Here is a 12,121-nt window from a genome sequence, read left to right on the forward strand (position 1 = left end):
AGCCCCGTTCGGCATTGCGAAGGACCCGAGATGCGCCGGAGTAAGTAAATTGTGCCAGCCGGAAAGCGGTTCGGACGCGCTCGTTCCGACACCAACGCAAATCTCACGAGAGATCCATCACAACTTGGCTCCCATTTTCACAGTCGCGCCACCAGATGTAGCCATGGCATGAATGATCCTCTCGATGTCAAGAACCATTAAGGGGGTGAACGTCAGGCCAGCCCCAGAAGATCGGCGAGTTCATCCGCCGCTTTCGTGGAAAAGTCGGGTTTTCGGGTCGCTACAATTATTAGGCGAAAAGCGCCCGACAGGCCGGGTCCGGATCGCCACCAGCGGAAGTGAGTAGGAGCGCATCACGTAACGCGTATTGGTCCTCAGTGCGGCCCAGAAGTCTCACCGCCACCAGGAAACATTTCAGGGCCTGTCGGGCGCGCCGGCAGCCGGCAATCTTCGTGCTTCTTTGGATCAATCACCGACTGCGGCCTGAACGGCGATCTCGACGAGAATGTTTTCGGCCGCGAGGTTCGCCTCCACGGTCGCGCGGGTGGGCAGAGCGTCCTCAGGAATCCAGCCTTCCCAGACCGCATTCATGACGGCGAAGTCGGCGACGACGTGCTTCAGCCAGACTTGTGCGAAGAGGATCTTCGACTTGTCGGTACCGGCCTTGGCGAGCAGTTCGTCGATGCGGGCAAGCACCTGCGCCGTCTGGCCGGCGACATCCTGTGTGCGGTCGGCGGCGACCTGACCGGTGACATAGGCGATGTTCTTGTGGACGAGCACATGGCTCAAGCGCTTGCCGTTCGGCTCAAATCTTTGGATGGACATCAGGCATACTCCTTCTTGGGTTGTTGAGAAAGAGTTCGGCGGCGTTCCGGATCGCCATCGCTCCGGAACGAGATCGTCCAGCAATTTGGGTCGTCGCGCGCTCGCGCCCGCCTATCCGCTCGTCGGGCTCACCAATGGTTTCAACCCGCGTGCGGCATTCGATATCGAGCGGGCGGTGTTGACGAGTTGCGGCGCAAGGTCGGCAAGCGCATCCTTCAACGTCCATCGGCTGAAGGGCACGGCGATGTTGACGGCACCCAGCGGGCGTCCCTCCGCATTGACGATTGCCGCCCCGACCGCGATGTCGCCGACGTAATATTCCTCGTTGGTGAAGCCAAAACCGTCGCTGCGCGCCTTGCGGACGATCTCCGCAAGCCGCTCCGGGTCGGTCTCGGTGTTCTGCGTATAAGCGACGAGGCGCGAGCGGCCGATGATAGCGGCTGCCTCCTCCGGCGAGAGCGCCGAAAGATAGGCCCGGCCGGCGGAGGTACAGTACATGGGTAGGCGCTGACCGAGCGGCACATGGATCGAGATCTGCTTGTGGCTTGCGAAGCGCGAGACGTAGGCCATGTCCGTGCCTGAGGGTTCGAGCAGATTACAACTCTCCTGCGTGCTACGGTTCAGCTCGTGCAGGTAGGGATTGGCACGCTCGATCAACTCGCTGGTCTGGAGATAGCCGGCACCGATCTCAAGCGATTTCGGAGTCAGGCGGTAGCGCTTCGACTGCGGCTCCTTGGCGAGATAGCCAAGCGCCTCGAGCGTGAAGGCCGAGCGTTGAACGGTGCTCTTGTTGAGACCGGTGGCCTCGGCCATCTCGACGAGATTCATGCTCGGCCGACCCGCGCCGAATGCCGCGAGCAGCGCCACTCCTTTTGCCAGGGACGTAATGAAAAGGGCCGAGTTTTCTGCTTCGCTCAATGGATCGGACAACTGCTCAAACTCCCGGCTTCGCGGAACAACCGCCACGATAGCGCCTTCTCGAAACCACTCGCCACCGCTACGGCGCCGCGCGTCGTCTTATCAGAGGCGCAGGGAACGCTGTAGCACTTTGAATTGCCCCAAGTTTCATCCCTTACATCGGCGAGAATTTCAGGACCCATACAGTAGCGCCGCGCCATTCACAGCTTTCCTTCTAGGCCATTGCTGTCACATCGGATGCGTAACGCGGCGCAGGAAGTCGCGCGTGCGCTCGTGTCGGGGCTGATGCAGCACGTCGCGCGCCGGGCCCTGCTCGACAATTCTGCCGCCATCGAGGAAGAGTACGCTGTCGGCCACCTCCCGCGCGAACTGGATCTCGTGGGTGACGACCAGCATGGTCATGTGCTCCTCGGCAAGGCCGCGCATGACCTGCAGCACTTCCCCCACCATTTCCGGATCCAGCGCCGATGTCGGCTCATCGAAGAGGATAGCAGCAGGCTGCATGGCGAGCGCCCGAGCAATGGCGACACGCTGCTGCTGACCGCCGGATAGCGAGCCCGGATAGGCGTTGAGCTTGTCGCCGAGCCCGACGCGCATCAGAAGCTCGCTCGCCCGCTCGCTGACCTCGCTCCTGTCCTGGCGCAGGACGTAGACGGGTCCTTCCATCACGTTTTCGAGGGCCGTGCGGTGCGGGAAGAGATTGAAGCGCTGGAACACCATGGCGACGCGCGTGCGGATCTCATGGATGCTCGCGTCCTCCGTATCGACCACTGCCCCGTTGATCGTGACGCGGCCGGACTGGTAGGTCTCGAGCCCGTTGACACAACGCAACATCGTCGATTTCCCCGAACCGGACGGGCCGATCAGGCATACGACCTTGCCTTTGTCGACGGAAGCGTCGATCCCTTTCAGCACTTCGTGTTGGCCATAGGCCTTGTGGACGTTTTCGAAACTGATCATTTCGACCTCCCGAGCGCGACTTCAACATGACGCATCACCATGTTGAGCGGGATGGTGAGGCAGAGATAGAGGAGCGCCACGAGCGTGAAGACGGTCATGTTGTCGAAGGTGGAGGAAGCAAGCGCCTTTCCCTGCATCGTGAGTTCCGCAACCGTGATCACGGAAACTTGGGAGGAGTCCTTCAGCAGCATGATGACATTGTTCGCATAGGGTGGCATGACGATGCGTACGGCCTGCGGCACGATCACTCGTCGCATCATCAAGGGATGCTTCATACCGATCGACTTGGCAGCCTCGATTTGGCCGCGGTCGATCGCCTCGATGCCCGCGCGGAAAGTCTCGCCGATATAGCAGGAATAGGTGAGTGCCAGGCCCGCTACGCCCGCTTGAAAGGCCGTCAGGTCAATGCCGATGTCCGGCATGACGAAGTAGATGTAGAAGAGCACCACCAGGATCGGGATACCGCGCACGCCTTCGACGAAAATGCGGGTCGGCAGTGCCAATGCCTTTATGCCGGATGTCCTGAGCAGCGCCCAAGTCATGCCGAGGACCGTCGCGAGCGCAAGCGAGGCGAGCGTGATCGCGATCGTCAGCCACAACCCGTTAAGGAGAAGTGGCAGATATTCTGCCGCGCGGGTGGCGAAGGTGTTCATCTAAGAGCTCCATCATTGAAGCGAGGCCGGGGCCGCCGGTTGCCTACGTTTGTCGGCAACTCGGCGCGTCGAGCAGGGCTGCGACAGCCCCACCCAAGCCAGCCAACGGCATCAAATGCCGTACTTGGCGAAAATCTTCTTCAAGTCGCCGCTTTCCTTCAGCTTAGCGATCGAGGCGTTGATCTTCTGGAGCAGCTCGGCCTTGTCTTTCGGCACCGCAAGCGCCACGTCGCCGGACTTCAAGGGCTTGTAGCCTTCGACCAGACGGACGCCGAGTGCCGGGTTCTTGCTAATCTGATAGGCGACGATGGGTTGATCGCCGAAACCTGCCTTGATGCGACCGAGCTTCACATCCCGCATGATATCGGCGATGCTGTCATAGAGCTTGACCTCGCCGAAGATGCCAAGCGCCTTGAGAGAGTCGGCGAAGGTTGTGCCGATCTGTGCTCCGACCGTCTCGCCCTTCAGCGCCTCGATCGTGTAGTTCTCGGGACTATCAGCTGCCACGAACATGGCATCGCCGTATGAATAGACGGTGTCGCTGAAGTTCACGACTTTCCGACGTTCATCGGTCGCGAGCATTCCCGCCGAGATGACGTCGATCTTGCCGGCATTGAGGCTCGGGATGAGGGCAGAGAAGGCCGTGAGCTCGAACTTTGCCTCGAAACCGTTATCGGCGGCGATGGCATTGGCAATGTCGACCATTGCCCCGGTGACCTGCTGACTCGAGGTGTCGACGAAGGTGAAGGGCACACCGGTGGTGGTTACGCCCACCTTCACCGCGTCGGCAGCGACAGCCGGCCCAGAAAATGCGAGTGCGAGGCCAAAGGCGCCGATCGCCAGTTTCTTGATAAACATAGGTATTCCCCTTTCTTGGTTTTGCTTGGGTTCGTTACGTTTTAGGAATGCGATCGCCTCACTTTGCGGAGGCTTGCCGCTTGTCCTTGGCCTGCAGCCAGCGGTAGGCGATCCGCTGCCCGAGCCTCAGGAAGGGCGGGAGCGGATAACGTGTGGGTTCGCGGGTCAGAAACGAGGCCTGTGTGTCGAACGGCTTTCCGGCCGCCATCAGGGCCAGCTTGGTGCCGACATGGAGCGAGAAGGAAACGCCACTGCCAGCATAGCCGCCGCCCCAAAAAACCTCCGACAAACCGGGAACGCGATAGACGAACGGGAGCGAATTGCGGCTCACCGCCACCCAGCCACCCCACCAATAGTCGATGGCGATGCCTTCGAGTGCCGGAAACTTCCGGACCATGGCATTCGTGAGATACTGGCGATGTTTCGGGTTTTCCGCGTCGCTGCCGGCGATGGCGCTGCGGCCGCCGAAGAGCATGCGGTCGTCCGGCAGGCGACGATAGTAGAAAAGTAGGCTGCGCGTGTCGAACATGCAATTGCCTGAGGGGAGGCTTGCCGCGATCTGCTCGGGCGTCATCGGCTCCGTGACGATGATCTGCGAATGTACGGGCAGCACCCGCGCGGAGAGGCGAGGATGGAGCTTGGACGACGTATAGCCATTGGTGGCGACGACCACCTTGCGTGTCCTGACCGTTCCGTTGGGTGTGACCAGCCGGTGAACTCCGCCTTCGCTCTGCCAGCCGATAACAGGCGAGTTCGTATGAATTGCGGCGCCGTGGGAACGTGCCATCACATGGACGCCACGGGCGAGCTTCAAGGGATTCATCGAAAAGCCGTCGGGAAAATGAAGCGCGCCGAATGCTTCGGCGCCTTGATGAGCACCCTTGAGTTCGCCGGCAGGGACAAAACGCGCGGGGTAGTTGAAGACCTCGTTGTAGAGCGCGGCCTCACGCTTGAGGCTGGGTTCATGCGCTGCGAAAGCAGCGACTTTGTAAACGCCGTCCGGCTGCGCGTCGCAATCGATATTGCCCTCTGCAATCAACCGCCGAACCGTGCCGAGCGCCGCGCGCATCTCGCCGAAGTAGGCGCGTGCCACGTCCTTCCCGTAGGTCTCGACCAGGGCGGCGGCGGGAACGCGGCCGCCGGAAATGCGGGCGAAACTGCCATTTCGACCGCTGCATCCCCAGGCGGTGGAGCGCGCCTCCAGCACGACAGGCTTCATGCCATGGTCGCGGGCGAGCGACAGGGCGGCGGAGAACCCGGTGTAGCCCCCGCCGATGATGACCACGTCCGCATTGACGTCGCCCTCAAGCGGGCCATCATCCTCCGGTTCCGGACCACTTATTGCCATCCAATAGGAATCCGGCTTCGGCTGTGTCTCGCTTGGATAGGCATGAACCAGAGGATCGTACACCAGCTTCATCCCGCTTGCTATCGCTATGCGATATTCTTCTATCGATTAATACGAAACTATACATTGAGAATGATTTATGTCAATCGGCTTGCGACGTTCGGGCGCGTCGCAGCGAATTCAGGGATCTGCTCACAGCGAGATCGATCGAGGCTGGTAGCCGCGCGTTCAACAACCCCAAACTGAACAGCAGCGACGACCGCCAAAAGGGTCGTCGAAAATACCGCAATGATCGGGATGGCGCGGCAGGAAGATAGCGAGTGCCCGCGGATTGGACATCGAAGGGTACCCAATCCAATCCAGTGGGGCGTCTTTTCGAACGCCTGCTTTCGGCACGACGGAGCGATTCCGTTTCGGAATTCTTCTGCCGGGACACCATGGAGGCGTTCCGGCAGGCGCAATGACGGCTCCTGTCTGCAAACGCCGCCGTTCAGCACTTTGCCTACCTCCGGTTTCCACCCTGTCGAGACGATTGGCATGTGCCCAGGGGACGCGGCGGCAAACCGACTGCGAGTCCCTCGCCTTGAGTGGAATTGAACCGAGGACCTGTTTGGTTGGCTCGCTATTAGCGCATCCTCAACGAAGGCGAAGCTTCGGCTAACGCTGAAATAACGGCGAATAACCATTATGGGTGAATTCTCTGGCTGACAACCACCATAAGTATTAGGATTTACGCCTTGCAGTGGAGCTCGTGATCTGGGGGAGAGCCGCGTATGGCCCACTATGCTGACGCAGTGCAAGATTATGCCAAACTGCACCTGCTGGGTGCGTTTGCACTAAAAACCGCGGACGACCGTGACTGCACGCCGAAAAACAAGAAGGCTCAGGCGATCCTCGCCATGCTTGCTCTTTCCCCGCGTGGCGCGCGAACGCGCGCCTGGCTTCGCAACAAACTCTGGAGCGACAGCGATGAGCATCACTCCTCCAGTAGCCTGCGTCAGACATTGTTCGAACTCAAGAGAGCCCTTCGTGACGCAGCGGTCGATTTTCTCGAGTTCGACCGGCAAGCCGTGAGTGTCCGTTTCGACCGTGTATGGATCGATGTCAGGGCGCTTACAGACAATCCGGGTCGACTGGCGGAGAAACCGAACCCTGACGCGCTCAACTATGACCTCCTTGAGGGCATGGACATCAATGACGAGGAATTCGAAGACTGGCTTCTGATGGAGCGGTCCGCATGGCAGAAGAAACTTGAAGACTTTGCCAGCAGGATTGGTAGTCCGCCGCTGAACAACAATAGCCAAGGCCATGCGCCAGCGGTGCCATCCAAGAAGATCCAGATCGAGATCGGATTGCTGCCGAGCATCGTCCATGGCCAGAACTGCGGAATTCAGACCCTCGGCGATTTCATTACCGAATCGATTGTTACCAGCCTGGCCGAGTTCCAGAATCTCAAGCTCCTGGATTTCAGAATGGATTTCGGCGCGACAGCACTTATCGACCAGCGGAGTCAGGCCGACTTTCTGGTTCGCACCCGGGTGCTTGGCGTCGCTGACTCGGTCACGCTGACTTTCTTGGTCTACAGTGCAGATACGCTCTCGCTGCTCATGAGCCAGTCCGCACAGTTCCGCGTTCAGGAGATCGAACATGACGACATGGCGACCATCAATCACTTCATTGGTCAGAATATTGATCAGCTCGCCAAAACCGTCGAACGTTATGCCGAAAGGGTAACCGCTTTCCGTAATGACCGGCAAACCTTGGTCGGCTACAGCATTCTGAGTGGAATGTTCAACCTCGACGATCAAAAGTTCCGCGACTCGGTCAGTCTCCTCGAGCGTTTGTCAGCCGATAACGGGAACAGCCTGTTCAAGGCTCTGTTAGCATATTCAGCATCATTTGCTCTGGGCGAGAATCTGGGAAGGATCGACCAGGCGAGTCTTGAAATGGTCGAGAAGCTTGCCAGCGATACACTCCAAGCAAACCCCTTCAATTCCATAGCACTCGCCTGCTTGGGACATGTCCATGGCTACGTATTCAACCGCCATGAGTTCGCGGCCGATCTTTTCAATCGCGCCGTCCGCCTGAACCCGATGCAGGCCTTTGTGTGGGACCATCTCGCGCTACACAGACTGTACACAGGCGACCTCGAGGGTGCTCAGACAGCGTCGGAACGTGCGGTCTACTTGGGGACATACAGCCCCATCAACTACACCTATGAGACCACGTGCTGCATGATCTCCACACTATCCGGAGATCATCGCCGTGCTGTCCATCTCGGTTTCCGGGCGCTTGCAAAGCAGCCCAACTTCAATGCGGCCATCCGCTATTCACTGGTCTCGTGCGGCCACCTCGGGGCTCAATCGCAAGCCCAAGATCTTCTGAACCGCATGCTTCAGGCGGACCCTGACTTCGTTGATCCGGAGGTTCAGCGTAGCCGTTTCCGGCTTCCGATCCCTCACGCCTGTGACCTTGTGTTGGATGGCATCAAGAAGGCTTTTGCTTAGGAGGACGGCTTTGAAAACCCCCCTTGAATTGCTCTCCCGCTGCTCATTTGCGGTTTCGACAACCGGACTGGTCCTGAAGCACGGCGATGCAGATGACTCGACTGCCGTCTTCGATGGTTTCGAGGCCGGGTTCACTGTAGGAGGCGGGTCGCTCAGCACGATGCTTTCGCTGAACAGGAGTTCCCGCAACACACTCAATCGCAATCGCAATCGCAACAGGAACAGGAACAGGAACAGAAATCGAAACCAGAATTCACGAGTCGGATCGAACGACGCAGGTTATCGACTAGACCTAGAGCCGTGGAAGGAGCGCAGGCTGGTCTACTCGATGGAGCAACGATGGGCTGCACTGCCGTTGAGGCCGCCGCCCTCCCCCGAGGTTCTCAGGCGCGAATGCATCGAACTCCTTAGGAAACAGTACCGTCGGACGCTTCCGGAAAACCTCGGACGGCTCGAGGAAATCGTCGCCGAGAACACTATGGACCTCAGCGCCTATTTGCGTCCACTCGGCATTGAGGAAAAGGATGGCTATGACGCGACCGTTGGCCTCATGCTTCTGGTTCTGCTGATCTGTGATGAAATCGGCATGCGCTACAAGGAACGCTTCGCGGCCGCTCGACCGAACTTCACCGACCCCCGGTTGCGACCCTATCTGCCCAATCCCGCCCATGCGTCTTATCCAAGCAACCACTCGTTCCAGTCCTTTGCGATCGCATTCGTCATTTCGAGGGTGATTCCGGAGCACCCGGCAAGCTCGGAATTGTTCAAAAGTGCCCGCCGAGTTGCAGAAAATCGAGAATGGGCTGGGCTCCATTATCGCTCCGACAGCGACGCCGGACATGACCTGGCGAGGATGGTGATGCCGATCCTTGAGGTTGTGTGTGAGGAGCAAATGCTTGCCGCACAAAAGGAGTGGATCTAGGCCATGCACAAAATCGAGACGACACAAAGCACGCTTGGACGCGAAGCCTATCGGGACTACCCGGCGCTATGGCATCTGGACACTATAGGCGTTCTGCCAGCGCTCATCGAGGCGGGCAGACAGGACAACACTTATCGGGATGAGCGGAAGACCCGGGTAGCAATCATCGATACCTCAGTTGCAGTCGGTCACCCCTGCTTACGTGGAGCAGTCAACCGGAAGCTCGCAATCGACTTTTTTTCAAACAGACTCGGAGCATTCCCGTATTACGAGAGTTCAATTCGAATTGACGACATTGTGTCGAACGCGCGAACCGCGGCAGCAAACGATCTGCCCGAATGCGGCGTATTGCTGAACGAGATCCTTGACCGCCTGTCCCCGAACAGTCTCCCCCTCATCAACGGTGTTGAGGCAACCGCGTCGCCGGTCTTTTCAACGCACGGCACCGCAATCGCTGGTTTGGTCGCGGGACGCCCAACCATCGTCGAAATCGCAGAGGAGTATCTGGGACACGGCGCACGCGACGTTGAATTCCCGCTTCCCTACTCTGGCGTCGACCCGTTCTGCGAAGTCGTGCCGATTTCGACCAACTTCGACACGGATCCTGAACAGCTCATTTTCGCATTCCTGTATGCCGAACTGATCGACGCTGACGTCATTTTGTTGCCGCGCAGTATTCCGGATCCGTATCGCACGCTACCTCAAATCGAGAATGTGGACGTGAAGGGTCATTCGCTCGTAGATCTTGTGTCGGTGTGCGAGATCTCCCCGAGGGAGAAGCTTTTGTGGAGTGAATTGGCCCAGTTGATCATCAACATCTCGCTGAACAGACCGATCATCTGCGCGGCTGGGAACAATCGGGAGGAACAGCCGATCTATCCGGCAAACCTAGCAACTGAGCACAATGGGATCATATCCGTTGGCGCGGCTAACGCCAAAGGCATGATGTCGAGCTATTCGAAGGGCACGAATGCCACGGTCTTCGCACCAAGTAATGACGGCGAGGCCTACGATCGGGACGAAATACGCCTGGATACGCAAAATGCCCATTACGACCCCACGGGACTTCCGCCGTTAAATGACAATCGGAAATTTTCGCATTTCGAGATCATCACCACGGACGTCCCCGGCATACACGGCTACTCCTACAGCCCGTTCGCGAGCAATGAACCGAAAACAGGAATGCGTGAATTCGGCTCCTATTTCTGCCGTTTTGGCGGCACGTCCGCTGCTTCGGCGCTTGTCGCCGGCTTTGTTTCTCTGGGCTTTTCCCTCGGCAAACTGCAGAAGAGAAGCGACGGCGTCACAGCCAAAAGCTGGCTGTTGTCAAATACCGTGAAGATTCTGACGGACGAAGGTAGTTTCCTTTTGCCGAGCTGGAATGGAAAGGTCCATTTTCCCGACCTCTATGGCCTTTGATTCGTTGGCATCATCGCCGGCCGATCCGGCTCATCGAAACCCGTTGAGTCAAGCAGTAGAGCTCACCGGTAAACTGAGTACGAGGAGGTCGCCAGACATTTCTACTAGGCTTGCGCCGAACCGACTGTAGAGGGCCCTGGCGGCATGGTTGTCGCGTGAGACGACAAGATTGAGGCAATCCACTTTCCGCTCGCGCAGCACCGCCAGAACCCTGCGCATGATGACATCGCCGAGCCCCCGGCCCCGGCTTGAGGCAACGACGTAAATGTCGAGAAGCATCGGCGCGGGAGACGTTACCAGTGAGACCCAGTAGTAGCCGAGGACACGGTTTTGCTGTTCCAACACCTCGATGTGATGCGCATCCGGACTGCCGATTGCCCTGGCAGTCCGATCCGCCATAACGGCGCCTTCCTTGAGAGTGGCGGCACGCCCTTTTGTGATGCCGAATGTCTCCCGCTGTGCCTCCGCGATCATGGATAGGTCTTCCTCGATCGCGGGGCGCCAACTGAGATCAGCGAGGATGTCACGCACGGCAGAACAAGCCTTCCTCGACCAATGTTTGCGCTACAGCGAGGCCCGTCTCCTCGTCCAAGCCCATCTTTTCGGCAAGATCAGCGGGTGTCACGGTTGGTTTCTCGGCCAACCACTGCAAGCCATTCCGCTGGTTAGCCGGGAATGACGCCATCTTTTCGCCAATCACGAGATAGGCTCGGTTATCACGTTGCGCGATTTGCAAATGACTGCCGGCCACCTTTTTGAGCTTGTCGTGGAAACCCAAGCAAGCGCCGCGCTCGACAATTTCGCGAAGCCGCCCGGGGGCAGGCAGCACGTCTTCATCACCATGGGACGAAACCATGATCCGGGCGAATGTAGAGAGGGCCTTCTCGTTGGCCAATTGCTTCATGGCCTTGCACACGGATCGTACCTCCATTGGGAGATCACACGGCATGGCAGAAGGCAGAACCGGCTCTCGGAGGATGCTGTCTGGAGGCAGTCTCTGCTGCAATGCAGAGTGAACAATGTCGATCCAGCGATAGGACGAGACGCCAAGCGCGACGTGAACCGAGTAGGCAATTGAGACTGGCGCATGAATTTCGCCGCGCGGCAAGTAAAGGCAATCGCCGGGGCTCAGTTCGACTGATTGCGTCATTGCGCCGACCGGATCCACTCCCGGACGAAAACGTTCACCCCCGAGCGGGCGCGGATTGTTCATGTTGGCGAAGAGGGGCCAACGTTTGGAGCCGGCAATCTGCAGCACAAAGAGGTCATGCGTGTCCCAGTGCGGCGGAGTGCTTTGGTTGTCGGGTGGCGTCAGGTAGACATTGGCCTGAACGGGGCAGCCAAACAGCTTCTCTGCGGCAACTCGCAGCCGATTGAGGCCGGGTAGCCAGTAATGCGCAGCCCGCAGGATGATCGTCACGCCTTTCCCATGCAGATCGTAGACGCGTCGTGGCGATACCAGCCCGTTTTCGCAATACGCGCTCTTGTCCAGCGGTGTCTGATCATGCGCCATGTCGAAATTGCCAAGCGGCAGCCGCATATTGGAAATCAGATTTTCCAGTTCGGAAAGGGTTACGCAGCCATTGAATGTGCCGGCACCGCGGCCGGTTACAAGGTGAGTGCACCTATTCCAGTTCTCCGTCCAGAACGTCTCCGGCGGCGTGTCGCCAAGGAGCAAGGACGCAAGCGCATGTTGGTTTAACTGGGCCAT

The 12,121-nt window shown here is 58.7% G+C and carries 12 protein-coding genes; 3 read left to right on the forward strand and 9 right to left on the reverse strand.

From position 1 onward, the window contains the following. Window positions 1-289: 289 nt before the first annotated feature. The 7 genes from AC4P1R_RS21700 to AC4P1R_RS21730 all read right to left on the reverse strand — a co-directional run bounded on the left by AC4P1R_RS21700 (window position 290) and on the right by AC4P1R_RS21730 (window position 5,625). On the reverse strand, window positions 290-469 hold the full coding sequence (locus tag AC4P1R_RS21700) for a DUF1403 family protein (RefSeq protein ID WP_492177787.1): 180 nt from the start codon (window positions 467-469) through the stop codon (window positions 290-292). After that, window positions 466-825, reverse strand: a complete 360-nt coding sequence (locus tag AC4P1R_RS21705) for a RidA family protein (RefSeq protein WP_492177788.1) — start codon at window positions 823-825, stop codon at window positions 466-468. Before AC4P1R_RS21705 ends, AC4P1R_RS21700 begins: the two co-directional genes overlap by 4 nt. Before the next feature lie 111 nt (window positions 826-936). Beyond that, window positions 937-1,755: an IclR family transcriptional regulator gene (locus AC4P1R_RS21710; protein ID WP_492177789.1), complete on the reverse strand. Its 819-nt coding sequence runs from the start codon at window positions 1,753-1,755 to the stop codon at window positions 937-939. Between the two features lie 216 nt (window positions 1,756-1,971). After that, window positions 1,972-2,703: an amino acid ABC transporter ATP-binding protein gene (locus AC4P1R_RS21715; protein WP_492177790.1), complete on the reverse strand. Its 732-nt coding sequence runs from the start codon at window positions 2,701-2,703 to the stop codon at window positions 1,972-1,974. After that, window positions 2,700-3,356: an amino acid ABC transporter permease gene (locus AC4P1R_RS21720; protein WP_492177791.1), complete on the reverse strand. Its 657-nt coding sequence runs from the start codon at window positions 3,354-3,356 to the stop codon at window positions 2,700-2,702. The genes AC4P1R_RS21715 and AC4P1R_RS21720 overlap by 4 nt, the downstream gene beginning before the upstream one ends. Window positions 3,357-3,467: 111 nt before the next feature. Further along, on the reverse strand, window positions 3,468-4,214 hold the full coding sequence (locus AC4P1R_RS21725) for an ABC transporter substrate-binding protein (RefSeq protein ID WP_492177792.1): 747 nt from the start codon (window positions 4,212-4,214) through the stop codon (window positions 3,468-3,470). A 58-nt stretch (window positions 4,215-4,272) separates the two neighbouring features. Further along, window positions 4,273-5,625, reverse strand: a complete 1,353-nt coding sequence (locus AC4P1R_RS21730) for an NAD(P)/FAD-dependent oxidoreductase (protein WP_492177793.1) — start codon at window positions 5,623-5,625, stop codon at window positions 4,273-4,275. Between the two features lie 710 nt (window positions 5,626-6,335). Here AC4P1R_RS21730 and AC4P1R_RS21735 point away from each other — a divergent pair. From AC4P1R_RS21735 to AC4P1R_RS21745, 3 genes are all read left to right on the forward strand, one after another. Then, entirely contained in the window at window positions 6,336-8,069 is a 1,734-nt protein-coding gene (locus tag AC4P1R_RS21735) for an AfsR/SARP family transcriptional regulator (RefSeq protein WP_492177794.1), read from the forward strand. A gap of 478 nt (window positions 8,070-8,547) precedes the next feature. Next, a complete protein-coding gene (locus AC4P1R_RS21740) occupies window positions 8,548-8,991 on the forward strand; it encodes a phosphatase PAP2 family protein (protein WP_492177795.1) in 444 nt (147 codons plus the stop codon). 3 nt (window positions 8,992-8,994) lie between these two features. After that, window positions 8,995-10,410: a S8 family serine peptidase gene (locus tag AC4P1R_RS21745; protein WP_492177796.1), complete on the forward strand. Its 1,416-nt coding sequence runs from the start codon at window positions 8,995-8,997 to the stop codon at window positions 10,408-10,410. A 48-nt stretch (window positions 10,411-10,458) separates the two neighbouring features. On the opposite strand, the gene AC4P1R_RS21750 is transcribed toward AC4P1R_RS21745, so the two are convergent. Together AC4P1R_RS21750 and AC4P1R_RS21755 are read right to left on the reverse strand one after the other, a co-directional pair. Continuing rightward, window positions 10,459-10,884, reverse strand: coding sequence for a GNAT family N-acetyltransferase (locus AC4P1R_RS21750; RefSeq protein WP_225192312.1), 426 nt, complete (start codon window positions 10,882-10,884; stop codon window positions 10,459-10,461). 49 nt (window positions 10,885-10,933) lie between these two features. Further along, entirely contained in the window at window positions 10,934-12,121 is a 1,188-nt protein-coding gene (locus AC4P1R_RS21755) for a JmjC domain-containing protein (protein WP_492177797.1), read from the reverse strand.

This window comes from Sinorhizobium sp. Y406, from assembly GCF_058732025.1.

Coding starts and splice junctions, on each gene's coding strand:
- AC4P1R_RS21705 (WP_492177788.1), bottom strand. CDS start 825: ATGTCCATCCAAAGATTTGAGCCGAACGGCAAGCGCTTGAGCCATGTG.
- AC4P1R_RS21745 (WP_492177796.1), top strand. CDS start 8,995: ATGCACAAAATCGAGACGACACAAAGCACGCTTGGACGCGAAGCCTAT.
- AC4P1R_RS21750 (WP_225192312.1), bottom strand. CDS start 10,884: ATGATCGCGGAGGCACAGCGGGAGACATTCGGCATCACAAAAGGGCGT.
- AC4P1R_RS21725 (WP_492177792.1), bottom strand. CDS start 4,214: ATGTTTATCAAGAAACTGGCGATCGGCGCCTTTGGCCTCGCACTCGCA.
- AC4P1R_RS21720 (WP_492177791.1), bottom strand. CDS start 3,356: ATGAACACCTTCGCCACCCGCGCGGCAGAATATCTGCCACTTCTCCTT.
- AC4P1R_RS21755 (WP_492177797.1), bottom strand. CDS start 12,121: ATGGCCCAGTTAAACCAACATGCGCTTGCGTCCTTGCTCCTTGGCGAC.
- AC4P1R_RS21740 (WP_492177795.1), top strand. CDS start 8,548: ATGGACCTCAGCGCCTATTTGCGTCCACTCGGCATTGAGGAAAAGGAT.
- AC4P1R_RS21715 (WP_492177790.1), bottom strand. CDS start 2,703: ATGATCAGTTTCGAAAACGTCCACAAGGCCTATGGCCAACACGAAGTG.
- AC4P1R_RS21735 (WP_492177794.1), top strand. CDS start 6,336: ATGGCCCACTATGCTGACGCAGTGCAAGATTATGCCAAACTGCACCTG.